We start from the raw sequence: 23,773 nt of genomic DNA, 5'->3' as shown, positions 1-23,773 counted from the left end.
ATTAATAGACTAACACTATCATCACCAAGTCTGAGAGCCATTTAGCGTATAGGAGTTCAACTGTGACCTCGATAAATCGTATTTTTGCCAGCCTAGTTGCCTTGATGGGGCTGGGGCTATTGTTAGGTGGAGCTTACCTCTTAACCCTTGGCGGATCGTTTTATTACGTGCTGGCCGGATGGGCCTATCTGAGCGCTGGCGTCATGCTTTGGCGTAGGCAAGTTTGTGGAGTATGGCTGCTGGTAGCGGTTGCCGTGCTGAGTGTTCCATGGGCGCTCTGGGAGTCAGGCACGTTCTATTGGGCGCTGTTTCCACGCCTGCTCGTACCGGCAGCGTTGGCGAGCATCGGCTTGCTCCTGTTATCCACTTGGTCGCCTGCGGACTCCCGGCGTCGGATACGCGGCCTGGGTGTACTAGCGTTATTAGGGACGGCTGTGTTCTTTGGGTTTGCCTTTACTCCACATGGTGTCGTCTCGCCTGTCTCGGGCACACCTTTTACTGCAGCAGCCACAAACACCACGCCTTCAAATTGGTCCGCATATGGCCGAACCACTGCGGGTACGCGCTACGCGCCCTTTACGCAGATCAACCGTGACAACGTTCAGGACCTGAAAGTGGCCTGGACGTATCGTACCGGCGCGAAGATCCAGTTGGACAAGGGCGCCGTGGATTCGAACACCCCATTGCAAATTGAAGATACGTTGTTCACTTGCACACCCGATGATCGCATTGCTGCCATCGATGCAGATACGGGGGTAGAACGTTGGAAATTCGATACCCATAGTGCATCTCCTATCTGGAACCGTTGCCGCGGCCTGGGTTACTACAAGCTCAAGGAGGCGCCGGCTGATGGCGTCTGTGCGGAACGAATCGTCAATTCCACCATCGATGCGCGCCTGATCGAACTAGATTCCAAGACCGGCAAGCAGTGCCCAGGTTTTGGCAGCGACGGCGTCGTCGACCTGAAGCAGGGAATGGGCGACGTTAAGCCTGGGTTCTACTTTCAGACCTCCGCGCCGCTGGTGGCGCGCGACTACATTATTATCAGTGGCTGGGTAGTTGATAACTACAGTCGCGGTGAGCCGTCAGGCGTGATCCGCGCCTTTGATGCCCGCACCGGCGCACTGGCATGGGCGTGGGACCTGGGCAACCCGGACATAACCGGCTTGCCACCGGCGGGGCAGACCTACACGCCCGGCACGCCCAACATGTGGACCGCCGCTGCCTATGACGACCAGTTGGGTCTTATCTATGCGCCGCTGGGAAATGCCACGCCGGACTTTTTCGGCATGGAGCGTCCACCGCACTCGGATGAATACAACTCTTCCCTTGTCGCCCTCGATATCATGACGGGTCGCCCGAAATGGAAATTCCAGACCGTCCATCACGACATCTGGGACTACGACTTGCCTTCTCAACCCGCGCTGGTCGATTTGCCTGACGGCCAAGGCGGAACCATCCCCGGGGTATTGCAAACCACCAAGCGTGGCCAGCTTTTCCTGCTAAATCGCGCCACCGGGGAGCCGATTGCGGACGTCGTCGAAAAGCCCGTGCCTACGGCCGGTGCGGTACCTGAAGAAAAGCTTTCGCCTACACAGCCTTATTCGGTAGGGATGCCGACTATCGGTGCCGAACACCTCACCGAGAAGAAGATGTGGGGGGCAACCATGTTCGACCAACTCATGTGCCGCATCATGTTCAAGCAACTGCGCTACGAGGGGGACTTTACGCCGATCGGTCTGACCAAGGCACTGGATCAGCCCGGCAATATCGGAGGATTCAACTGGGGTAGCGTCTCCTACGACCCCGTTAATCATCTGGCTTACATGAACGATATCCGGGTGCCGAACATCTTTTGGCTGATGCCTCGTGATGAATTCAATACTTGGACAAAAACCCACCAGATCGAGGTGAGCGGACATGGGCCATCACCGCAGTTGAAAACACCTTACGGTCAAGCCATTTATATCTGGATGTCATCCCTAGGGGTTCCGTGCAACCAGCCACCCTATGGGACCGTCACGGCGGTCGATCTGAATACGCACAAGGTGGCCTGGCAAGTGCCGGCTGGCACCACAGAGCAATTGGGGCCACTGGGTATCGCATCACACCTGCCCATGCCCATGGGCATGCCAACTTATGCAGGAACGATGACCACGGCAGGCGGCCTCGTATTCTTTGCGGGTTATCAGGACTACTACATCCGGGCATACGACGGGCAAAGTGGCAAACTCGTCTGGGAACATGAATTACCGGTCGGCGCCAGCGCCACGCCGATCTCCTACGTCTCGCCGACGACGGGCAAACAGTACGTTGTCATTTCCGTAGGCGGGGCAGCGCATTCTCCCGACACCGGTGACTATGTAATGGCCTTCAGCCTTCCGACATCCCAACCGTGAAGCGTCTGCAGCGACAGCAAAAGAAGGCGTTACTTGTACATGGCCAGCGCTGAATACGTGTTCAAAGCTGACGAGAAACCGGCGATGGCGGGCAGTCCTTATAAGCCCAGGCTGTCGCCGGCCAGGCGTGGCATATATTTTGTCGTAGGCTTATTCCTCGGGACCTGCACGACGCTGTGCAACGGCCTGGTGGCGAGCAATCTAGGCGTAATCTCTGGCTCTATTGGCGAGTACACGGCTCAGGTCTCATGGTTGGTGGCAGTTTTTCTGGCGATCAATGCCAGCGCCAACCTGACCTTGGTCAAGGCCCGGATGCAGTTCGGAATCCCTTTGGTCACGGCAAGCATTGTCGGTACCTACATCGCTGCCTGTGTGCTGCAGTTACTGTGGCCCACTTTGACAACTGCGGTCATTGCCACGGCGATCAACGGCTTGATGTGCGCGACGTTGATCGCCTTGAGTACCTATTATCTGATGCAGGCCCTAGCCCCATCGGCCCAGCCGATGGCCCTGATTATCAGCGTAGGGCTTACCCAGATAGGATCGCCGGTGGCGCGCATGATTCCCGTGGAATTTCTCGCCTCGGAACATTGGCTGGGGCTGCACTTGTTGAATCTGGGCATTGGTATGGCGGTGTTGGGTGTGACGTTGGCGGTGCCTTTGCCACGCAGTGATAGGGCCAGTGTGTTTTCTGCCTCGGACGCAGTCGTGATTGTATTGCTGGTTTCATCCTTCCTGCTGTTTGCCGGTGTGCTTGGCCTCGGCCGGAGCTATTGGTGGACCGACGCGCCCTTTCTCGGCTGGATGCTGGTGGCGGCTATCTCGTTGCTGGTGACGGTGGTGTTCATTGAACGACGTCGGCGTCAGCCGCTGTTGCAATTGGAATGGCTGGGCAGTTTCGACTTGATGCGTTTTGTTGCGATTGCGCTGCTGGTTCGGCTATCGCTGGCCGAGCAGACTTTCGGCTCGGTAGGTTTGCTATCAATGGGCGGGCTCAATAACGATCAGTTGCGTGTCCTGTTTGCGTGCGTACTGGTGTCGATGCTGATGGGGATCGTCGTCGCTTGCCTGACGTTGTCGCCCAAACGTATCCCCTGGCAGGTCATGGTCGCGGCGTTGTTTATCGCAACGGGAGCGTATCTGGACTCGCAATCCACCAGCCTCACGCGTGCGCCGCAACTGTACCTGAGCCAGTGTTTGATTGGGTTCGGTGCGACGCTGTTCATCGGGCCTGCCTTGATCTTTGGCTTTCTCAAACTGTTCGCGAAGGGACCTCAGTACATGATCACGCTCGTGGTCCTGTACGGGGCGAGCCAGAGTATCGGTAGCCTGGCAGGGTCGGCTGTAATGGGCAGCTACGAGTTCATCAGAACCCAGTCCCATATCGCTAGCCTGGCGGACAGTACGCCGATCACCAATCCTCTTGTCGTAGCGCGCCTCGGCATTGGCGAGGCGTTGCTTTCGAGTCATATAGCCGACCCGGAACAGCGTCAGAAACAGGGCAGCAAGCTGCTAGGACAAGCGTTGCAGCAACAGGCTAGCGTACTGGCATTCAATGACGTCTTTCGCATCGTGTCAGTGCTGGCTTTTGGCACCGCGATGTATGTGTTTTATCTGCAGATGTCGGCTTTTTTCCTCTCGCGCATCCGTCGCGAGCCTGAGAACGTAAATGACTGATTCCATGACTGCTCCATCGGATGTTGAACACACTGCTTCTCATTGGTCGCCCCCGCCCCGTGGCCGTTTGCAAGGCATCATCATGGTGCTGGCTGCGATTGGCGTTATTACGATCGTCCTGTACATCTGGAAGTTGCCGCCTTTTGACGCAGGTCTGCAACAGACAGATAACGCCTATGTGAGGGGGAGAACCACGGTGATTGCCCCTCAGGTCAGCGGCTATATCGTCCAGGTGGCCGGGCAGGATTTCGCGCAGGTCAAGCGAGGCGAGGTCCTTGTGCGTATTGACGATGAGGTCTATCAGGCGCAGGTAGATGAGGCGACGGCCAATCTTGGCGTCGCCAATGCCGACCTCTCCAACAACCAGCAGGCGCACGCTGCTCGCATGGCGGGCATCGAGAGTCAAGTTGCAGCTATGGCCGGTGCGCAGGCGCGCTTATTGCGTGCCCGCGCTGACATGCAGCGCGCAAACGCGTTGGTCATGGATGGCGCCATTTCTACGCGCGAGCGCGACCAGGCACGAGCCGATTTCAGTCAAGCCCAGGCCGAGGTACAGCAGGCGGGTGCGCAAGAGTCGATTGCTCGGGAGGAGTTGCGTACCGTGGATGTCGGCCGTGAAGGTCTGGAAGCCCAGGTGCGGGTGGCACAGGCAGAACTGCGTGCGGCTCAGATTGATCTTAATCACACGGTCATCCAGGCGCCGGAGGATGGCGTGCTCGGAGAAGTGGGCGTGCGGTTGGGCCAATTCGTGACCCACGGTACACAATTGATGTCGGTAGTTCCCGCTGACCACTGGATAGTCGCGAACTACAAGGAGGCGCAGACTAAGGCTATTGCGCCCGGGCAGATCGCGACGCTCAGGATTGATGCGTTAGGAGGGGCGACGCTAAAGGGGCATGTCGAGCGGCTCTCACCAGCGACGGGCTCGGAATTCGCGGTGCTCAAGCCGGACAATGCAACGGGCAATTTCGTCAAGGTACCGCAGCGTATCGGGGTGCGCATATCTGTTGATCCGGACCAGCCTTTCGAGTCTTCGCTGCGCCCGGGCATGTCGGTTGAGGTCGATGTCGATACGCTTCATCGGTGAGGAGGCGGCTATCAGCATTCAGTTGCTGTTGAGAGTCCCAGGACCCCTCCGTGAATTTCCCTGACTTCTTACGAGCTGAAAGCATCAGCGCTTTTTGAGCATCATTGAGTTCGCGGAACCGGGCGATTTTGTTGACCTCGTCAGGCGGTATGTTCATACATATCCACCACTCAATCATGTTCAGCATCGGTTCTGCCGCTTTGAGTATTGGAGGGGCGGTTCAACGGTGAAGCGCGCTACGGCCCGGTAACAGGCCGCAGCGCCGAGATGAGGGGGAGAGACAGAGGGAAGGGGTTCAGCCGTGAATATGTTCAGCCGCATGCATGGCCAGGTAGGCATCCAGCTTCTTGTCTTTCAAACCCAAGGTGTCGAGAATTTGGGCCATGAAACTGACCGGCGCGCTGCCAGGAGCCGTGACCACTCCCTGGTCGGCAACGGCGTACGGTACGTCTTGGTAATAATCTGCTCCGCGATAATGCACCTGCTTGAGGTTGTCAGCGGAGTTGGAGGTGTGCTGCAAGTGATCCAGCACTCCAGCCTTGGCCAGTACGCGGGTACCGTCACAGATTCCCGCCACGACGATGTTCCTGGCGTGAGCCTCACGGACCAGCGCCTCGATGGCGGGGGCGTTGTCTGTTCTCCAGATCGGGCCTCCCGGCACAATCAGCAAGTCGACATCGTCCAGCCGAATGGCCTCGATGGCCAGGTCGGGAATGATGGTCATGCCACCGGATGATGTCACTTGCTTGCCACCGGGAGCGGCAAAAAAAGTCTCGAAGCCATAGTAGGCACGGCCCGTGGAATTGATCAGCGCGGGCTCCCAGTCAGAAAAATTCTCGGTGAGGATAGTAACGGCACGTACCATTTGAGTGTCCTTCTCAAGTTTCCATGATAATCAGCAGCAACCTGCCCAGCAGGGTTGTCCTGGTGGGCATTGCTGTCGAGTGTACTCGCCAGCGGGGCTGATGAATGGTGTGGTGGAGTATTGGCAGTATGTGTTTCAACTGGCAATGACAGTGATCAACGCGGCGGCATGTTCAGGCGTGAAACGTTGAGAGGGTGTTCTGGTGCGCTGCGCAGCTCGCCGTTGGCGACCTGGCCTGGCAGCAAGTCTGCCTCCAGCGCAGCGGCTTTAGAGCGGCCCGGCGCCTGCACTGGGTAAGCATAAAGGCTGTGCATCTAAAACGTGCGCGGTGATTGAGCCGCTGGCGGGATGGAGTCGAACCGTTGCGCAAGGCTCCAGCCTGATAGCCGCTGCAGCTCATCGACATCGATCGACTCATCTTCCTGCGCGGTGTAGCACTCGTCACCACTGCGCCTGTCATCGGGATAGACCATAAAACCACCACGGCCGTCAGGGCAGTCGGGCAGATACACCGAGGTCAGGTTGCGTTGCTCATCGAGGTGCGCATTCAAGCGCGCGATATAGATACCCATCGAAACCGCCACACCAATAACCAGCACCACGCAGGCGACCAACTGGCTGGCATAGTTGGCGCCCAGCTCATCACGACGCACGGGCGACATGACACGACCCTGTCTGCTCAACATTCTGGCCAATCAGAAACCAGCCACTGCCTCCCATGCGTACCAACTGAGTTTGCTGTGGAAGGATGCCCACCATCAGCGCGAGGAAAATCACGGCTAACAGCACCCCTTTGATCATCGAATACAGGTTCATGACGGTGACGAGCTCTGGATAAGAAGAGCCTTAGCCTAAGCAGCACGGGGTTAACACCAGGTAAACATCGCAGGAAACAGCCCGACTTCCGCTATCCTTCACACCGCTGAGCACCATCTGCCCGAGGGTTTTTCCGTGCATATTCATCTGCTGCTGGTCGAGGACAACCTGGACCTGGCCACCACTGTCATCGAGTACCTGGAGATCAGCGGAATCGTCTGCGATCACGCCAGCAATGGCCAGGCCGGGCTCAACCTGGCGCTCAACCAGCATTACGACGTCATTCTGCTGGACATCATGCTGCCGCGACTGAACGGCCAGCAGTTGTGCGCAGGGTTACGCCAGCAAGGCATCCAGACCCCCATCCTGATGCTGACCTCGCTGGATGCGTTGCCCGACAAGCTCGCCAGTTTTGCTGCGGGAGCCGACGACTATCTGGTCAAGCCGTTCGAGCTTGCCGAGCTGGTGGCGCGGATTCGCGCCTTGAGCCTGCGGCGCAGCGGCCAGACCAGCCGCCTGCAAGTAGACGACTTGGTCATGGAGCTGACCACCCGCCAAGTCAGCCGGGCAGGGCAGGAGCTGCATCTGTCACCCATTTGCTGGGCCTTGCTGGAGCACTTGATGCGGGCCAGTCCCGAGCCTGTTCCCAGGGAGCGGTTGGAAAGCAAAATCTGGGGCGATGAGCCGCCCGACAGTAATACGCTCAAAGTGCATATGCATCGGCTGCGCAAGACGGTAGACAAACCTTTTGGCCGGCCATTGATCCATACCCTGGCGGGTGTCGGCATCCAGGTAAAGGCCCATGCGTAGCGGCCTGAGCCTGAAGTGGGTAATCAGCGGCAGTTTCCTGTGTCTGATTGCGGTGGTGCTGGTGATCTATAGCAGGCTGCTGCCTGAATTCACCGTGCGCGGCCTGTTCTACACCGCCAGCGCGATGATGGAGGAGGAAGCCCTGTATTTTCTCCGGCACTACAAACAGGACCCGACCACGCCGACGCCGCACAATTACTACTACACCAGCGTCATCGGCAAGGAGGCGTTGCCGCAGGACGTGCGCGAGTTGCTGAATGCACCGCCGAGCCTGTCCTTTGGTGCGGTGAATATCTTCGGCGATCTCTATTCCGATGACGACGAGGCGCCGTTCCATATCGTTCTCGAACAACCTCTGGGCGACGGCAAAACCCTCTACATGTATGACATCGACCACGATAAGGAAGTAGGGGGAGAGGTGGAGACGCCATTGTCCGACGCCTACTTTGACCAGGTACTGGAAAGCGTCCAGCTCATCAGCCTGGCCGTATTCGTGCCGGCGCTGATTATCATCGCGCTGTTGGTGTGGTGGTTGGTGCGTCCGCTGGGACGTCTGATCCAATGGTCCAGCACCCTGAACAATCCTGACGCCCTGGCCAGCGAGCGGCCGGGTTTCAACTTCAAGGAGTTCAATATGTTGGCCGATGCCCTGGCCAAAAGTGTTGAACAAGTGCAGGCCGCCAGCCAGCGAGAAGGCCGTCTGTTGCGCTACACCAGCCATGAACTGCGCACGCCGCTGGCGGTGCTCAAGGCCAATATCGAATTGTTGGCCCTGCAATCGGGTGGTGTGCTACCACCCTCGTTGCAGCGCGTAGAACGCTCGGTGCTCAATATGCAGCTCATCGCCGAGACATTGCTGTGGATGAGTCGCGAACGTCCAGAGTCGTTGCCCGAGGAAGACGTTAATCTGAGCGAAGTAGTTGGCGAACTGATTGAAAGGCACCGCTACCTGATCGGTCACCGGGATATTGAGCTAAGCATCGACATCCACAACGAACCTTGCCGGCTGCCCCCTACGGCGTGCCGTATCGTGATCGGCAACTTCCTGCGCAATGCGCTGCAATACGCGGAAGAGGGCACGGTGGATATCAGTTTCAAATACCCCCGGCTGGTGATTGCCAATTACATCAGTGAGGTCAAGCCGCGGCAGGAGTCCGATGATTTTGGATATGGGCTTGGGTTGCAGTTGATGCGGCAGTTGTGCGCAAAGCTGGGCTGGCAGATTGAGGTGATCCGCGAGCAGCAACGGTTTACGGTCATTCTTGATTTTACGAATGTACGGGACACGCCGCCGGCAGACGGCGCACCTGTAGTCTGTTGAACGATTGTGTCTAAGCGAGCTTCACATTCATGGTGATGTGGGCGGTGAAGACCTTGACGCCGCCCGCATCGAAGATCTCCACCGGCACGATCTTGTCTCCGGCGGTTTGCCAATCGATAGCGCTGCCATCGGCAACAGCGCGGATATCGGTTTTCGCCTTGGCCAGATATTCCACAGTCATGCCTTTGGGAATCCAGCGTGCGCCTGCGGGGATCGACGCGTCGGTCATCATGCCGCCGGCCAGTTCGGCGGCGTTGCACAGTGCGATGGCATGCACCGAGGCCAGGTGATTGGTGATTTCCTTGCGAAACGGCACGGTGACCACCGCATGGTTGGGTTTGAGCTCCGCGATCTCGGGAGTGATGGTGCTGAAGTAGGGTGCCATTTGGCACGCCAGGTTGCTGAATGCGGCGGGGCCTACGCTATTGAACATGCTCAGGGCTTGGCTCATCGGAATATCCTCAAGGGTCATTTACAGAATAATATTCTGTAACGGAACAATATTCTGTTGATTCCACGACTGTCAACCTGAGCTTTCTCTGCCGGTCGTTCAGCCTATAAACTGTTTTGATTTGGCGTTCCTCCATGCACTCCATCGATCTCATCGAGCGCACCTTCCCCGGCAGGCGCAGCGACCTCAAGCGCATCATCCTGCGCGAAGCACTGGCGTGTTTTAACGAGGTGGGCATCGAGGCGACCTCTATCGAAACCATTCGCGCGCGCTGCGACACCAGCGTGGGCGCTATCTATCACCACTTCGGCAATAAAGAAGGGTTGGTCGCTGCGCTGTTCTTTGCGGCGCTGGAGGACCAGGCCAGTCTGCGTGACCACTATCTGCAAGCAGCGGACACCGCCCACGCAGGCGTCGTCGGGCTGGTGTACAGCTACGTTGAATGGGTGACCGCACAGCCGGACTGGGCGCGGTTCGTGTTCCAAAGCCGTTTTGCCGTCTCCAGCGGGCCGTTCAAGGACGAGCTGCTTGCACGCAACAAACAGCGCAACCAGCAGTTGAAGGAATGGATGAGCGGGGAAGGGCGCAAGGAGCATTTCAGTCACTTGCCTGCCGAGCTGATCCCTTCGCTGATCATTGGCGCGGCGGAAAGTTACTCGCGTGCGTGGTTGTCGGCGAAGGTCAAAAAGAGTCCATTTGAATACCGCGAACTGCTGGCTGAAGCAGCGTGGAAGTCGATCAGCCTGGGTTAGTCAGTCCTCCATCCCCTGTGGGAGCTGTCGAGCTTCAGCGAGGGCTGCGATAGCGGTGCTTCAGGCGATGAGCCTTTCGGCAATGCCGCCATCTGATCAAATTCCGTCTAGGGCTATACTTGCCTCCTTCCAACCAATCGAGAACCCCATGAGCACGTCTCTTTCCCTGACGCCCGTGCGCAAGCCCGTCGCGCCACTGATTGCCTTTATCATCCTGGTGGCGGGCGCGCTGTTCCTGCAAAACATGGTCGGCGCACGCCAAGTGTTGCTGCTGGTGGTCGGTGCCGCGCTGGGCCTGACGCTGTATCACGCAGCCTTCGGTTTCACCTCGGCCTGGCGCGTGTTTATCAATGATCGGCGTGGCGCTGGCTTGCGTGCGCAGATGGTGATGCTGGCGGTGGCGGTGCTGTTGTTTTTCCCGGCGTTGGGCGCGGGCACTTTGTTCGGTCAGCCGGTCGTGGGGCTGGTGGCGCCGGCCGGTGTGTCGGTGGTGTTCGGGGCGTTCATCTTCGGGATCGGCATGCAGCTGGGTGGTGGTTGTGCGTCGGGTACTTTGTTCACCGTGGGCGGCGGTAATGCCCGGATGTTGGTGACGCTGCTGTTCTTTATCTGCGGCTCGTTGATCGCCACCCACCATGTCGACTGGTGGTTTGCACTGCCATCGTTCCCGGCGGTTTCCATTGTCAAAAGTTTCGGTGTGCTGCCGGCGCTGGTCTTGAGCCTGGCGGTGTTCGCGCTGATTGCAGTGGTGACAGTGCGCCTGGAAAAGCGCCGTCACGGCCAGCTTGAACAAGGCGTGCAAAGCGAGCACCAAGGGCTACGCCGCTTCCTGCGCGGACCCTGGCCGCTGGTGTGGGGCGCGATTGGCCTGGCGCTGCTCAACTACGCCACCCTCGCCCTGGCCGGACGGCCGTGGGGCATCACCTCGGCGTTCGCGCTGTGGGGCGCCAAGGTGGCGAGCGGGCTGGGCGTGGATGTCGCCAGTTGGGCATTCTGGCAGATGCCGGGCAATGCCAAGGCCCTGGCTGCACCGGTGTGGGAAGACATCACCAGCGTCATGGACATCGGCATTGTCCTCGGCGCGTTGCTGGCCGCAGGCCTGGCCGGGCGTTTCGCGCCCAGCCTGAATATTCCAGCGCGCTCGTTGATCGCGGCTGTGATCGGCGGCCTGATGCTTGGCTACGGTTCGCGCCTGGCCTATGGCTGCAACATCGGCGCGTACTTCAGTGGCATCGCCTCGGGCAGCCTGCATGGCTGGGTGTGGCTGGTGGCGGCCTTTATCGGTAACGGCGTGGGCGTGCGCCTGCGGCCCTTCTTCTTTGCGGGCGAACGGCCCCAGGTGGCCTTGAGTGGCTGCTGAGCAGTCCACCCACATTCGCCTGGCGCGCGCGCAAGATGCCGGTTTGTTGCCCGCCATCGAGCAGTGCGCAGCCCAGGCATTTCGCGCAATCGAAGGGCTGGCTTGGCTGGCGGATGCGGCGTCGATCAGCATCGAACGCCATCGGCAATGGATCGCGCTATCGACCTGTTGGGTGGTGGTTGATGACCACGATCACCCTCAAGGCTTCCTCAGCGCAGAACGCTTTGGCGACGACCTGCATATCCATGAAGTGTCGGTTGCCCAGCCGCTGCAAGGCCAGGGCTGGGGGCGCAGATTGGTGGAAACGGCGATAGAGCATGCCCGCGCCCAACACCTGCGTGCGGTGACGCTGACCACCTTCAAGCATGTACCCTGGAATGCTCCGTTCTACCGGCGCCTGGGCTTTGCAATTCACGTCGATCCGCGTCTGGAAACGATCCTGACGGATGAATACGCCCATGGCTTCGAACCCGGCAGCCGTTGTGCCATGGCGTGCCCGGTGATATGTCCGAATCCGTCCTGAAGTAGTCTGCCTTGCGTCTGTCGCGCACTGTGGGTGGTCCTTACCATGGCGTGCATCGTTTACCCACTGATGCAAGCCACAAGGACCGTCCATGACCCATAAAGCCCTGATCGTGATCGACGCGCAACATTCCTTCCGCCATTCAACCTACTGGTCCGAAAATGACCTGCCCGACTACCTGGAAAAACAGCAGGCGCTCATCGATGGTTGTGTTCAGCGGGGCATCCCGGTGATACAAGTCTTCCATGTTGAAGACCAAGGGCATTTCTCCATGCAATCGGGCAACGTCAGGGCATTGAGCGAACTATCGATCAATCCGCAGTTGGTGATCCACAAGCGTTACCACAGCGCCTTCGCCGGTACGCCCCTGGCCGCTCGCCTCACGGAGATGGACGTCACCACGCTGATCATCAGTGGCATCCGGACCGAGCAATGCTGCGAGACCACCACGCGGCAGGCGTCGGACAGCGGCTTCAAGGTGGACTTTGTCAGTGAAGCGACATTGACGTTCCCCATGACCCACCTGCGTAGCGGCCGGGAGTACACCTCTGCGCAAATCCGCGAACGCACGGAGCTGGTGCTGGAAGAGCGTTTTGCGCGCATCGTCACGGTCGAACAGGCCTTGGAAGGATGAACCTGTGAGCGTACCGGTGCTGTTCGTGCTGTTGCCCAATGTGCTGATGCTCGACCTGGCGGGGCCTGCTGAAGTGTTGCGCCTGGCCGCGCAAGCCGAGGACCCGGCGGCGGTGGATTTCGACCTGCAGTACGTCAGCCCGGTGGAGTCGCTGCACAGCTCCATCGGCTTGCCACTGACCGGGCTGGCGCCCCTGCCGCAGACTCTGGAACCCGGCACGCTGGTGGTGCTGGTGGGCTCCACGATGAACGTATCAAAGGCCCACCAAAAGGCTTTCGAATCGGCCAGCCATCAGCTCACCCTGTGGTTGCAAAACGTCTTCGCGCCCTCGGCCGGACGCCTGGTGTGCGTGTGCGCCGGCGCGTTGAGTGCCGCCAGGGCCGGGCTGCTCGATGGGCGCCAATGCACCACGCACCATTCGCTGTGCGCCACCTTGCAAGCCCTCGCACCCAAGGCCCGGGTCCTGGAAAACCGGCTGTACGTCACCGACGGCCCGGTCAGTTGCAGCGCCGGTATCACGGCGGGTATCGACCTGATGCTGCACCTGGTTGCCGAACTGGCCGGGCCACGCTTGGCCTGCGCCGTGGCGCGGGACATGGTGGTGTACCTGCGCCGCAGCGGCAGCGACCCGCAGCTATCGCCTTGGGTGACCGGGCGCAATCACCTGCACCCGGCGGTCCATCGCGTGCAAGACGCCATCGCCGCCGCCCCCTGCGAGGCCTGGACGCTCACCCGCATGGCAAGCCTGGCCTGCACCAGCAGCCGGCACCTGGCGCGCCTGTTCCAAGAGCATGTCGGCATCCGCCCGTTGGATTACCTGCATCGCCTGCGCCTGGCCGTGGCCCGCGAACTGCTGGCCGAGTCGGCCCTGGACATTGAAGCCATCGCCGAGCGCGCAGGCTTCGGTTCGGCGCGGCATCTGCGGCGTATCTGGGGTAAGTATGAAGCGGCCACCCCTTCAGCCATGCGCCTTACTCAGCAGGCGTCTCGACAGCCATGACCGACTCTTGGCCGGCTTCGGTCGCCAGCTTCAAGCGGTCCGCCTTGCTGATGTATTTGTCTTTGCTTTTAGGCGCCAGCTTGGCGCTGGCCTTTTTCGCTTTGGCTTTGAAGAGCTGCTGGAGTTTTTTCTGGCGGTTCATGTTTCGTTGCCTGAAGGGGAAAGGCGCGGATGATACCAGTTTCAACAAATGTGACCGGGCCCTGGGTTAATGCCAGTCAGTTAAGGCAGAGCCGGTAACTGTGGCGAGGGAGCTTGCTCCCGCTGGGCTGCGTAGCGGCCCCAAAAAAGCTGGGAGCGCTGCGCACTCCAGCGGGAGCAAGCTCCCTCGCCACGGGCTCAGCGCGCCAGGAACTGGGTGATCAGCGTGGTTATCTGCTGCTGGATCACGGGCCGTGGCCGCGCGCCTTCGCCGTCCTGGCAAATGATGCTGTCGCCGGGCACATCAGCGTCAAGCACCGCTGCCGCCCCCGGTTTGCACTGGGACATAAAACTGAAGTGGTTGGCGTCCTGGATCTCCACGTACTGTGTCGACGTTTTTGGCAGCCGCTTGGCCATGTCGGCGGATTCCATCTGCGCCGGCAAATCCGCTGACGGCACACCGGCGGCGATCACCAGAGCCGGCACCGGCAATGCCGCTAGGCTCGCATCGGTAAAGCCGCGCGACAGGCCCAAGTCCAGAGACACCACAGCGGTCACGCGCTTGTCGCTCAAGTCCGCGGCCACTTGAGCCTTCCCGCTCGGCGTACCTTCAGGGTTCATCTCACGGTAAGCCTTGCACGCCACCAACGTCGGATGGGCGTCGCAGTCCCGGGCAAACAACGCCGGGTCAAAACGCGCCCCCGCGCTCTCCATGACCGTCCAGCCCCCCAGGGAATGGCCTATCACCGCGATCCGGCCACTATCCGCCGCGCCAAATGGCGTGGCCTGCGCCAGCAGCGCATCAATGGCCCGGCTCAAATCCTTGGGCCGTTGCCACAACTGCGCGGCGGCTTGCGCGCTGCGATCCTGGCTGGTGGTGCCAGGGTGATTCACTGCCGCCACGATATACCCCTGCCGGGCCAGCGCACTGGCCAACCACGCCTGCTTGCCCCAATTGCCACCGTAGCCGTGGGAGAGCACCACCACCGGATGTTTACCGGGCGTCGGTGCGGCATCAGGCACCGCAAGCACACCGATGAACACCAGGTTGTCAGCGATCAGCTTGGGTTGGGCGGTGCTGGTGGAGGGGTACCACACGGCCATTTCCAGTGGGCGAATGTTGTGAGTGTCAGGGATGGTGGTGGTTTGGAAACCGATGGGGTCGTTGGCGAGTGCAGGCCCAGTCAGGCTGATCAGGAGCAGGGCGGCGAGGGGGGCTTTCATTGTTTTTATCGTCCTTGAAATGAAGGACGCAGCATTACCTGAAACGAGCGGTTCAGGTAGAGGGGAGGCGGTCACCCGCCCCCCCAATAATCAATCAGCTCCTTATAAACGCCAGCAAATCCGCATTAATCGTATCGGCATGGGTAGTAGGCATGCCATGCGGGAAGCCCGGGTAGATTTTCAGCGTGCTGTTTTTCAACAATTTGGCGGACAGCACCCCGGCATTTTCATGGGGGACGATCTGATCATCGTCGCCATGCATGACCAATACGGGAATCTGGATGCTCTTCAGGTCTTCGGTGAAATCGGTCTGGGAAAACGCCACGATCCCGTCATAGTGCGCCTTGGCACAGCCCATCATGCCTTGCCGCCACCAGTTCAGGATGATGCCCTCGGACGGCTTGGCGCCTGGGCGGTTATAGCCGTAGAAAGGTCCGGCGGGAACGTCCTGATAGAACTGTGCGCGGTTGGCTTTCAGCTGCGCCTGCAAGTCGTCGAACACTGACTTGGGCAGGCCACCAGGATTGCTCGGGGTCTGGACCATCAAAGGAGGGACGGCACTAATGATGGCGGCCTTCGAGACGCGCTCTTCACCGTGGCGGGCGATGTAATGAACCACTTCACCGCCGCCGGTGGAGTGACCGACATGCACCGCAGTTTGTATACCCAGGTGCTCGACCACCGCCGCAACGTCGTCGGCATAGTGGTCCATATCGTGCCCGTCCCAGACCTGGCTGGAACGCCCGTGGCCACGCCGGTCGTGGGCAACGACCCGGTAACCTTCGCCCAGGAAAAACAGCATTTGCGCGTCCCAATCATCTGCGCTCAGTGGCCAGCCATGATGGAAGAAAATGACCTGGGCATCGCGTGGGCCCCAGTCCTTGTAGAAAATTTCAACACCGTCTCGCGTGGTGACGTAGCCCATGTTCGCCTCTCCCAAATGAAATGATGGCCTGATCGAATCGCGATCATGGCACTGGATTGACCCACTGCGGCCCATGCGTGTCTGGCAAGCGCGCCGCCTACCAATTGCCGCCTTGGCCGCCCAATGACTTTAGGTTTAAAGTCAACTTTAAGGTCAATGGTTTTTTGTGGGTGGTACATGAGAATAGGCGAGTTGGCAAAAATCAGCGGGTTGGCGGCCTCACGCATCCGCTTCTACGAGGCGAGCGGTCTGATCCAATCGGTTGAGCGTAAATCCAACGGCTATCGGGACTATACGCCCGGCACCGAGGCGGTGTTGGAGATCATCAAGGGTGCCCAGGCAGCCGGTTTCTCTCTGGAAGAAATCCGGCAGTTAATGCCCCGCAGTGCCGGTGGTTGGCAGCATGACGAGCTGCTCAGCGGGCTCAAGCACAAGGTCGAGGAAATCGAGGTTCTGCAACAACGGCTGGCCCAGAACAAGGCGCAGTTGCTGAACGTCATCAAGGGCATCGAAGGCAAGCCCGAGGGCATGGCCTGTGCCGAGAATGCGCAGATGCTGATAAACCGTCTGCGCGAGGAAGGGGGCGCTCCAGCCTCATCCACAAAAAAAAGCGCCCGCCGGGCCCCGAGGGCCTGACCGGCGCACGAGGTTCAGCGTTCGCCAATCAGGTTGACGAGCGGCTCTGGCGCATAGAGTGCGCTCTGGAACTCGGGTACGTATTCGTACTTCACCATTTTCCCCAGCTTGAGGTCGCGCAGGTAATCGGACAGGCTGCCATCGCCTAGCGTGAGGGTGGCTGAGTCTGCGTCACGGCTGGAGCCATGGCTGAGCTGGCGGGAAACCGCATACCCATAGGCCAGTTGGCCGTGGTGATCGAGATTGGTGAAACTGCTGGTGACCAGGTCCATATCACGGGACAGCTTCTCAAGCTTTTTAGCCTTGAACGACACGTCCAGTTTGCCGGTCTTGCTATCGGTAATGTCATACACCACCGAGTGCCCATCCTCTTTGCGATCAATGCCGGTCAGCCATTTCGGCAGGTTGTAACCGACCACCCCGCGCACCCGCGCCAGCTCGGTATTCACCGGCAGCTTGAGCACATAGCCCCAAAAGTCCTGCGACATCGACTGGCCCACCAGCGTAAAGGGGCCCAGGTTGGCTTTGCCAGGTTTGTTCGTGATGATCGACACGGCGACTTCGTTATAGGCGTCGTTATCGCAATGCTCATAGGTGTACGCAGTAAACGCGATCAGCCCGCGACCCGGCCAGACTTGCAAGGGCTGCACGGCGGCCAGTACCTGCGGTGGCATCAACGCCCGAAGCTTATCGATGTCGGCTGTATAGACTGCTGTTACCCGACTGTTCTGGTAGTAAAAATTGGGCGAGTAGGATTCAAAACCGATGTCGACCTTGTGCTTTTGCAACCCTTTGAACCAGCTTAAATCAACCCCGGGTAATTCTGCTGCAACCACCGACAACGGCGGGTTGGAGCGAAAGCGGTCGTACAAGCCACCCTTGACGACGGGCACCTGCTGGCCGGCGATATCGATGTGGGTTGTGTCGTTGGGGCTGGGCATCTCGGGCGTTCCGGCCAACGCAAGGTTGGCAAAAGGGGTGAGCAGCAATCCGGTTAAAATGGCGCTTGGAATGTTCAATCGGTTTTCTCCAGAGAGGGGCTAGGCGCTATCGTTCGTGGGACAGCTCGGTTATTACGGCGAGTGCGACGGCCTTGGGCGATTGCGGGTTCTGGCCCGTGATCAGGCGGCCATCGGTGATGACAAATGAGGTGAACGGCACCCAGCCCTTGCGGTAACGCGCCCCTTGGCTCAGCAGCCGGTCTTCAAGCAAGAACGGCACCTCACGCTTCATGCCCGATAGCAGTTCTTCGCGATTGGAGAAGCCGGTGATGTTTTTGCCCTTGATGATCGCGTTGCCCTGTTCATCCTTCAGATCCAGCAGGCCCGCCACACCGTGGCACACGGCCGAGACGATGCCGCCCTGGTTGTAAATGGTTTGGGCGACACGTTGCAGGTCGAGGTTGCCAGGGAAGTCCCACATGACACCGTGGCCGCCGGTGAAGTAGATCGCGCGAAATTGCGACGGATCGACATTGGCGATGGGCAGCGTGTTTTGCAGCCGGGCGCGAAAGGCCGGGGACTGCAACTGTTCACGCGCCGCCTTATCCATGTACAGCCAACCGAGGCTGCGCTCGTCCAGAGGCACAGCACCTCCTTTGGGGCTGGCAAATACCGTCGTGTAGCCAGCCGCTTCCACGACCTCGGTGAAATGCGTCAGCTCTGTCAGCCACAGGCCCGTGGTATCGGGCCTTGAGGGGTAGCTGGCGTGGTTGGTCATGATCACCAGGATCTGGCGATTGTTTGCAGCGGCCGTGGAAGGGCCGGGTTCAGCCTGTGCAAATGTCATAAGCGCGCCACCTATCGCTACCAACGCAAAAGAAATAAGGGTTTTGAGCATGATCCAGGGTCCAGTAATCCTGTCGGTTGGTGCATGCTCACCTTAAACCTCGCTTTAAGGTCAACCCCTGCTTTGGCAAAAAAAAACCGAGTCGTCTTGGGGCGCGACGGCTCGGCTTTTTTTGGGCGTGTTGAACGTTTAGCCAGCTGCTACAGCCGCCTCGCGCTCCATCAACTTATCGACCAACAACATTCCCAGCTCACTTAACTGATGAATCGCCAACGCGACGTCGCGCTGTTTACCGGTCAGTTCATCCGACAGGTCGAGCAGCAGGGCGGTTACTGAGGAAAAGGTTTCATAGCTATTGGCGACGAGCATTTCATTGCTGGCATCGTCGGCAACGCTGAACAGCGGTGTCGAGGGTGGAGGAGAGGGTTCGGCGTTGGGGTTGAGGGCGTGATCGATCGCACGACGGGCTGCCTGATCAAGCTTCAGGTTTGGATCGTTTGGAGGGTTTGGGGTGACTTTGTACATATGCGTAATTCCTGAATGGGGCCGACACCGTTTCGCTACTAAACGAAAGGGTGGCAGCTGTACGCAGGTTAGTAGACCGGGGAATTACACAAAGCCGGCGCGCCCGAAGGCGCCCTACGCACAGCCACCATCAGGCACAGACAGGAACGTCTGATAGATGAAGCTCATGCACTAAATGTAATTGACCCTCGGGCTACTAAACCCGATCACTGAGTTGTCAGCGACCGAGCCACCTTAGAGACGCCCATCCAAGCGCACAAGCCGGCGGATTCTGACGCAACTGTAGGCAATGGAGCAAGGTGGTGCAGCTTGCTGTAGGACGGGTCTACATCAACGCCGGCCCACTCACTCACTCCCTGTAGGAGCGAGCTTGCTCGCGAAAAACCATAGGCGCCGCGTTCATTCTGGATGAACACATTATCTTTACGTTCTTCGCGAGCAAGCTCGCTCCTACAGAGAGGATGCCTCAGTCGCGACGCAACGTTTCGGTCTTGAGGACACAAGCGCTAATAGTATTGCTCGGCTGCCTGCGCGGCGGCTGGACTAGGATTTTTTCTGGCGGTGCACACCGACATTAAAAATTCACTGGCATCTACAAGGAGTAGCCAGTAGGCTACATTTGAATCTGTGACCAATACGATCGGCAGGACGCCCGAGTTCGATACATGGCTCGACGGTATGAAGGATGTGTGGGGTAAGACGGCTGTACTGATCCGCCTGGATCGAGCCGAAGAAAACAATTTTGGCGATTGCCAGCCTGTAGGCGATGGCATGAGTGAAATGCGTGTGTTTGTCGGGCCCGGCTACAGGATTTACTTTGTGCGCACGGGCATCACCGCTTACCTGATGCTGTGGGGAGGCGATAAAACCGACCAGAAACGAGGAATCAAGCGGGCAAAAGAGATTCTCGATGCCCTGAGAGGTCAATGACATGAGTAAGTCGACATTCAAACCAGAGGACATGCCGATCCTCGAGCTGGATACATCCGGCACCAGCGCCTATGAGGCTTCACGTTTCCTTGATAGCCCGCAAACCATCAGTGCCTATCTTGCGCAAAGCATGGCGTGCCATAACCCGCAAGTCCTTATGAAGGCGCTGGCCGAGGTTGCCAAGGCCCAGGGAGTGAACAAGGTTGCCGAAGCGGCGGGGGTGAATCGGGAGAGTCTGTATAAAACCCTGAAAGGCGGCTCAAAGACGCGTTATGAGACGGTCCAGAAGCTGATGCTGGCATTGGGGGTGGAACTGACGGTGCGACCGATTACCGCGACTACCGCTAAAAAAACGGCTGTCATCGGCAAAACCTGATGGACCAAACAGAGGACGGTTTTGATGAAAATAGATACGTCCCTTTTTTTCGACAGAGCGCCCATCCCTTACGAAGGGGATAAAGCCATTTACGAGAGAAGCGTGTTGATATGCGCCTGGTCTTGTAGGAAATCGACCTCTAGTAGCGTAAGGCTTCCTCTATAATACTGGTTGTATATCCAGTATTTGCGGGTCTGCGCGCTCACGAAACGAAAATGAGTGAAAAATGGGCCTGTGGCAAAAAAAAGCAACTCCGTTAGGTTGAGGTCCTCTCCTTCAAGAAAGGGAGAGTTCTTAATCAAGTGAATGGAGTCACAACATGAACAAACCACAAACCCAGACACCTCTTCGCCATGGTCGTGTCACATCCCCTTCCAGCCGTGGCGCAGTCGCCGTGGATCTTGGCCTGCTGGAAACCTGGCAGGTCAATGAAATGGAAGGCGGCAAGAACTTCCCGGCACTGACGGCCGGTCCGTTCCCGGCGCCTTATCAAACCGACAGTGACAGCGTCACCCCACCCGCCGACGGCGTCATCCTCAGCGGTGGCAAGACCGATGCCCGTGACTGCATCAACTTCACCCACGAGGAAATGGCCAAGAAACTTGGCCGCGCCTTCACCTGGCCGTTGCTCAATGTCGAGTCGGGTCAGACCTTCAAGGTCACCTGGGCATACACCGCGCCGCACACCACCCGTGGCTATCGCTGGCTGATCACCAAGGATGGCTGGGATCCGAAACAGCGCATCACCCGCGCGCAACTGGAAAACCAGCCGTTCGCTGAAGACTTCTATGCCCAGGTGCCGTACTACAGCCATGCAGGCGAACTGAAGGCCAAGGTCAATCATGAAGTGAAACTGCCGACCCACAAAAAGGGCCAGCATGTGATTGTGTTGATGTGGATCGTCGCCAACACCGGCAACGCCTTCTATCAAGCCTTCGATGTGGACTTCAAATAAGCCCGCGCCGTTAAACCCACACGTTCTGAAGGATTAGAACATGTCAAAGATTGACTTTACCTCACTGCAATCGCCGCTCAACGATGCCGCTTCGCTGATGCCGAGCATTGCCGGCAAAAAGATCCTCATGGGCTTCTGGCACAACTGGCCTGCCGGCCCGAGCGATGGCTACCAGCGTGGCCAGTTCGCCAATATCAGCCTGGTGGATGTCCCAAAGGATTACAACGTGGTGGCCGTGGCCTTCATGAAGGGCAACGGTATCCCAACCTTCAAACCGTACAACCTGTCCGATGCCGAGTTTCGTCGCCAGGTGGGCGTGCTGAACAGCCAGGGCAGGGCGGTGCTGATTTCCCTTGGCGGCGCCGATGCACACATCGAACTGCATAAAGGCAACGAACAGCCACTGGCCAGCGAAATTATCCGCCTGGTGGAAACCTATGGCTTTGATGGCCTGGATATCGATCTTGAACAGAGCGCGATTGATTTCGCCGACAACAAGACTGTCCTGCCCGCCGCCTTGAAACTGGTCAAGGACCACTACGCAAGTCAAGGCAAACACTTCATCATCAGCATGGCACCGGAGTTTCCGTACCTCACCACCGCCGGCAAATACGTCGGTTACATCCAGGCGCTGGAAGGCTATTACGACTTCATCGCCCCGCAGTATTACAACCAGGGGGGCGACGGCATCTGGGTGCAGGAGGTCAACAATGGCAACGGCGCCTGGATTGCCCAGAACAACGACGCGATGAAGGAGGATTTCCTGTTTTACCTCACCGAAAGTCTGGTGAGCGGAACGCGCGGGTTTACCAAGATCCCGGCAGACAAGTTCGTCATTGGCCTGCCCGCCAACGTCGATGCGGCTGCCACCGGTTATGTAGTCAACCCGACAGCCGTGACCAATACATTCAAGCGTTTGCACGACAAAGGATTGTCAATCAAGGGCCTGATGACCTGGTCGGTGAATTGGGACAACGGGATCAACAAAGACCATGTGCCCTACAACTGGGAGTTCAGCCGCCGTTATGGGCCGATGATCAATGGCACTGATCTCGCTGGCCTGGAGCAGGAAGAGGCGGATCTGGAGATCGCCAATCGGCAGTAGCGCAAAAGGGGCCTCTGGCAGACGTGCCAGAGGTCAAACAGCTAAGCTTCTGATCTGACTAAAATCCGATGCCTGTTTGGGCATCGGATTATTTGCGTCACGCTCAAATTGCGCTGAGCATTCCTAAAGCCGATTTACCGCACCAGACAAGGCCGCTTGTTATCAAAGCCCCAACCCGGGATCAGAAACTGCATCGCCACACTGTCATCCCGGGCTCCAAGGCCCATGCCTTTGTACAGTTCATGAGCCTTGGCCACCGCGTCCATATCGATATCCACACCCAGGCCAGGCTTGGCCGGCACCTTTACGTAACCCCCTTCAATCTTCAATGGTTCGCGCGTCAAGCGCTGGCCGTCCTGCCAGATCCAGTGGGTGTCGATGGCGGTGATCTCGCCCGGTGCGGCCGCCGCCACCTGGGTGAACATTGCCAGGGAAATATCAAAGTGGTTGTTGGAATGCGAGCCCCAGGTCAGGCCCCACTCGTTGCACATTTGCGCGACGCGCACCGAGCCCTGCATGGTCCAAAAGTGCGGGTCGGCGAGGGGAATGTCCACCGATTGCAACTGGATGGCGTGGCCCATTTCGCGCCAGTCGGTGGCGATCATGTTGGTGGCGGTTTTAAGGCCCGTGGCGCGGCGGAATTCGGCCATGACTTCGCGGCCCGAGTAGCCGTTTTCTGCGCCGCACGGGTCTTCGGCGTAGGCCAGCACATGATGCTGGTCGCGGCACAGACGGATGGCTTCTTTCAGCGACCATGCGCCGTTGGGGTCAAGGGTGATGCGCGCATCGGGAAAACGCTCGGCCAGCGCGGTGACGGCTTCGATTTCCGCGTCGCCGCTCAATACGCCACCCTTGAGCTTGAAATCGTTGAAGCCATATTTGGCCTTGGCCGCTTCGGCCAGGCGCACTACCGCGTCGGCGGTCAGGGCTGTTTCATGACGCAGGCGGAACCACTCATCGTCGGCATCGGCCTCGTTGCGGTAGGCCAGGTCGGTGGCGTTGCGATCCCCCACATAGAACAGGTAGCCGAGCATCTTCACTGCGTCGCGTTGCTGGCCTTCGCCAAGCAAGGCGGCCACCGGCACCTCAAGAAATTGGCCAAGCAAGTCGAGTAGGGCGGCTTCCATGGCGGTGACGGCGTGGATGGTGATGCGCAGGTCGAAGGTTTGCAGGCCGCGACCCGCGCTGTCTCGGGACGCAAAGGTGCTGCGCATCTGGTTGAGGACGCGCTGGTACTGGCCAATCGGCTGGCCGATCACCAGGCTGCGGGCATCCTCCAGGGTTTGGCGAATGCGCTCGCCGCCGGGTACTTCGCCCACGCCAGTGTTGCCGCTGCTGTCCTTGAGGATGACGATATTGCGCGTGAAGTAGGGGCCGTGGGCGCCGCTGAGGTTCAGCAACATGCTGTCGTGGCCGGCGACGGGGATGACTTGGAAATGAGTAACGACAGGGGTATTCATGGCGCGTTCCTGG

General features: G+C 58.9%; 26 protein-coding genes and 1 pseudogene. 15 read left to right on the top strand and 12 right to left on the bottom strand.

What is annotated here, in order from left to right:
- Positions 1 to 62: 62 nt before the first annotated feature.
- From BT204_RS19505 to BT204_RS19495, 3 genes are read left to right on the top strand one after another with little or no spacing between them, the layout of a single operon-like run.
- Positions 63 to 2,399: a membrane-bound PQQ-dependent dehydrogenase, glucose/quinate/shikimate family gene (locus BT204_RS19505; RefSeq protein ID WP_072447989.1), complete on the top strand. Its 2,337-nt coding sequence runs from the start codon at positions 63 to 65 to the stop codon at positions 2,397 to 2,399.
- A 39-nt stretch (positions 2,400 to 2,438) separates the two neighbouring features.
- On the top strand, positions 2,439 to 4,076 hold the full coding sequence (locus BT204_RS19500) for a hypothetical protein (protein WP_057977039.1): 1,638 nt from the start codon (positions 2,439 to 2,441) through the stop codon (positions 4,074 to 4,076).
- Complete coding sequence (locus BT204_RS19495; protein ID WP_072447986.1) at positions 4,069 to 5,163, top strand: HlyD family secretion protein; 1,095 nt, start codon at positions 4,069 to 4,071, stop codon at positions 5,161 to 5,163. The genes BT204_RS19500 and BT204_RS19495 overlap by 8 nt, the downstream gene beginning before the upstream one ends.
- A gap of 295 nt (positions 5,164 to 5,458) precedes the next feature.
- Here the strand turns inward: BT204_RS19495 and BT204_RS19490 are convergent, their stop codons facing one another.
- The 4 genes from BT204_RS19490 to BT204_RS27925 all read right to left on the bottom strand — a co-directional run bounded on the left by BT204_RS19490 (position 5,459) and on the right by BT204_RS27925 (position 6,844).
- Entirely contained in the window at positions 5,459 to 6,028 is a 570-nt protein-coding gene (locus tag BT204_RS19490; RefSeq protein WP_057977043.1) for a type 1 glutamine amidotransferase family protein, read from the bottom strand.
- A 155-nt stretch (positions 6,029 to 6,183) separates the two neighbouring features.
- On the bottom strand, positions 6,184 to 6,342 hold the full coding sequence (locus tag BT204_RS27930) for a hypothetical protein (protein WP_155290827.1): 159 nt from the start codon (positions 6,340 to 6,342) through the stop codon (positions 6,184 to 6,186).
- Positions 6,343 to 6,690 carry a hypothetical protein gene (locus tag BT204_RS19485; RefSeq protein WP_034126171.1) on the bottom strand — a complete coding sequence of 116 codons (348 nt, stop codon included), beginning with the start codon at positions 6,688 to 6,690 and terminating at the stop codon, positions 6,343 to 6,345. It lies immediately after the preceding gene.
- Entirely contained in the window at positions 6,671 to 6,844 is a 174-nt protein-coding gene (locus BT204_RS27925) for a hypothetical protein (RefSeq protein WP_014719228.1), read from the bottom strand. The genes BT204_RS19485 and BT204_RS27925 overlap by 20 nt, the downstream gene beginning before the upstream one ends.
- 135 nt (positions 6,845 to 6,979) lie before the next feature.
- Between BT204_RS27925 and BT204_RS19480 the strand changes: the two genes are divergently transcribed.
- On the top strand, positions 6,980 to 7,654 hold the full coding sequence (locus BT204_RS19480) for a response regulator transcription factor (protein ID WP_060773055.1): 675 nt from the start codon (positions 6,980 to 6,982) through the stop codon (positions 7,652 to 7,654).
- Positions 7,647 to 8,975: a sensor histidine kinase gene (locus BT204_RS19475; RefSeq protein ID WP_057977047.1), complete on the top strand. Its 1,329-nt coding sequence runs from the start codon at positions 7,647 to 7,649 to the stop codon at positions 8,973 to 8,975. Before BT204_RS19480 ends, BT204_RS19475 begins: the two co-directional genes overlap by 8 nt.
- Before the next feature lie 10 nt (positions 8,976 to 8,985).
- Here the strand turns inward: BT204_RS19475 and BT204_RS19470 are convergent, their stop codons facing one another.
- Positions 8,986 to 9,426, bottom strand: coding sequence for a hotdog fold domain-containing protein (locus BT204_RS19470; RefSeq protein WP_003192702.1), 441 nt, complete (start codon positions 9,424 to 9,426; stop codon positions 8,986 to 8,988).
- Positions 9,427 to 9,560: 134 nt separating this feature from the next.
- Here BT204_RS19470 and BT204_RS19465 point away from each other — a divergent pair, with 134 nt between their 5' ends.
- From BT204_RS19465 to BT204_RS19445, 5 genes are all read left to right on the top strand, one after another.
- Positions 9,561 to 10,178, top strand: a complete 618-nt coding sequence (locus tag BT204_RS19465; RefSeq protein ID WP_054921569.1) for a TetR/AcrR family transcriptional regulator — start codon at positions 9,561 to 9,563, stop codon at positions 10,176 to 10,178.
- Between the two features lie 148 nt (positions 10,179 to 10,326).
- Complete coding sequence (locus tag BT204_RS19460) at positions 10,327 to 11,538, top strand: YeeE/YedE family protein (protein ID WP_057977048.1); 1,212 nt, start codon at positions 10,327 to 10,329, stop codon at positions 11,536 to 11,538.
- Positions 11,528 to 12,061 carry a GNAT family N-acetyltransferase gene (locus BT204_RS19455; protein WP_057977050.1) on the top strand — a complete coding sequence of 178 codons (534 nt, stop codon included), beginning with the start codon at positions 11,528 to 11,530 and terminating at the stop codon, positions 12,059 to 12,061. The genes BT204_RS19460 and BT204_RS19455 overlap by 11 nt, the downstream gene beginning before the upstream one ends.
- A gap of 91 nt (positions 12,062 to 12,152) precedes the next feature.
- Positions 12,153 to 12,695: a cysteine hydrolase family protein gene (locus tag BT204_RS19450; RefSeq protein ID WP_054896300.1), complete on the top strand. Its 543-nt coding sequence runs from the start codon at positions 12,153 to 12,155 to the stop codon at positions 12,693 to 12,695.
- 4 nt (positions 12,696 to 12,699) lie between these two features.
- Positions 12,700 to 13,695: a GlxA family transcriptional regulator gene (locus BT204_RS19445; RefSeq protein ID WP_054896299.1), complete on the top strand. Its 996-nt coding sequence runs from the start codon at positions 12,700 to 12,702 to the stop codon at positions 13,693 to 13,695.
- Here BT204_RS19445 and BT204_RS19440 read toward each other — a convergent pair.
- From BT204_RS19440 to BT204_RS19430, 3 genes are all read right to left on the bottom strand, one after another.
- A complete protein-coding gene (locus BT204_RS19440) occupies positions 13,667 to 13,837 on the bottom strand; it encodes a DUF2986 domain-containing protein (protein WP_072447984.1) in 171 nt (56 codons plus the stop codon). The two genes, BT204_RS19445 and BT204_RS19440, sit on opposite strands and share 29 nt — an antisense overlap.
- Before the next feature lie 197 nt (positions 13,838 to 14,034).
- Positions 14,035 to 15,060: an alpha/beta hydrolase family protein gene (locus BT204_RS19435; protein ID WP_034126179.1), complete on the bottom strand. Its 1,026-nt coding sequence runs from the start codon at positions 15,058 to 15,060 to the stop codon at positions 14,035 to 14,037.
- 94 nt (positions 15,061 to 15,154) lie between these two features.
- The gene (locus tag BT204_RS19430; RefSeq protein ID WP_032896079.1) at positions 15,155 to 15,985 is read right to left on the bottom strand and encodes an alpha/beta fold hydrolase; all 831 of its coding nucleotides are present in this window, start codon (positions 15,983 to 15,985) and stop codon (positions 15,155 to 15,157) included.
- A gap of 177 nt (positions 15,986 to 16,162) precedes the next feature.
- Here BT204_RS19430 and BT204_RS19425 point away from each other — a divergent pair, with 177 nt between their 5' ends.
- Positions 16,163 to 16,621, top strand: coding sequence for a MerR family transcriptional regulator (locus BT204_RS19425; RefSeq protein ID WP_034126375.1), 459 nt, complete (start codon positions 16,163 to 16,165; stop codon positions 16,619 to 16,621).
- Between the two features lie 14 nt (positions 16,622 to 16,635).
- Here BT204_RS19425 and BT204_RS19420 read toward each other — a convergent pair whose 3' ends face one another.
- The 3 genes from BT204_RS19420 to BT204_RS19410 form a co-directional block, all read right to left on the bottom strand.
- The gene (locus BT204_RS19420; RefSeq protein ID WP_034126376.1) at positions 16,636 to 17,562 is read right to left on the bottom strand and encodes an acetoacetate decarboxylase family protein; all 927 of its coding nucleotides are present in this window, start codon (positions 17,560 to 17,562) and stop codon (positions 16,636 to 16,638) included.
- A gap of 106 nt (positions 17,563 to 17,668) precedes the next feature.
- Entirely contained in the window at positions 17,669 to 18,409 is a 741-nt protein-coding gene (locus tag BT204_RS19415; protein ID WP_034126180.1) for a type 1 glutamine amidotransferase domain-containing protein, read from the bottom strand.
- Between the two features lie 189 nt (positions 18,410 to 18,598).
- The gene (locus BT204_RS19410) at positions 18,599 to 18,934 is read right to left on the bottom strand and encodes a DUF6124 family protein (RefSeq protein ID WP_032902107.1); all 336 of its coding nucleotides are present in this window, start codon (positions 18,932 to 18,934) and stop codon (positions 18,599 to 18,601) included.
- 627 nt (positions 18,935 to 19,561) lie between these two features.
- On the opposite strand from BT204_RS19410, the gene BT204_RS19405 reads away from it, so the two are divergent.
- The 4 genes and pseudogenes from BT204_RS19405 to BT204_RS19390 form a co-directional block, all read left to right on the top strand.
- The gene (locus BT204_RS19405; RefSeq protein ID WP_054896297.1) at positions 19,562 to 19,864 is read left to right on the top strand and encodes a type II toxin-antitoxin system RelE/ParE family toxin; all 303 of its coding nucleotides are present in this window, start codon (positions 19,562 to 19,564) and stop codon (positions 19,862 to 19,864) included.
- Position 19,865: 1 nt separating this feature from the next.
- Entirely contained in the window at positions 19,866 to 20,240 is a 375-nt protein-coding gene (locus BT204_RS19400) for an addiction module antidote protein (RefSeq protein ID WP_072447982.1), read from the top strand.
- Between the two features lie 319 nt (positions 20,241 to 20,559).
- Positions 20,560 to 21,195 carry a lytic polysaccharide monooxygenase auxiliary activity family 9 protein gene (locus tag BT204_RS19395; RefSeq protein WP_072447980.1) on the top strand — a complete coding sequence of 212 codons (636 nt, stop codon included), beginning with the start codon at positions 20,560 to 20,562 and terminating at the stop codon, positions 21,193 to 21,195.
- Positions 21,196 to 21,235: 40 nt separating this feature from the next.
- A pseudogene (locus BT204_RS19390) lies at positions 21,236 to 22,237 on the top strand (chitinase); the annotation flags it as partial.
- A 197-nt stretch (positions 22,238 to 22,434) separates the two neighbouring features.
- Here the strand turns inward: BT204_RS19390 and gudD are convergent.
- Positions 22,435 to 23,760: a glucarate dehydratase gene (gene gudD / locus BT204_RS19385; RefSeq protein WP_072447976.1), complete on the bottom strand. Its 1,326-nt coding sequence runs from the start codon at positions 23,758 to 23,760 to the stop codon at positions 22,435 to 22,437.
- Positions 23,761 to 23,773 lie beyond the last annotated feature (13 nt).

Origin of the sequence: Pseudomonas sp. NFPP02, assembly GCF_900119355.1 — a bacterium.
GTDB lineage: Bacteria > Pseudomonadota > Gammaproteobacteria > Pseudomonadales > Pseudomonadaceae > Aquipseudomonas > Aquipseudomonas paracarnis.
This window is presented reverse-complemented; position numbering and strand designations above follow the sequence as displayed.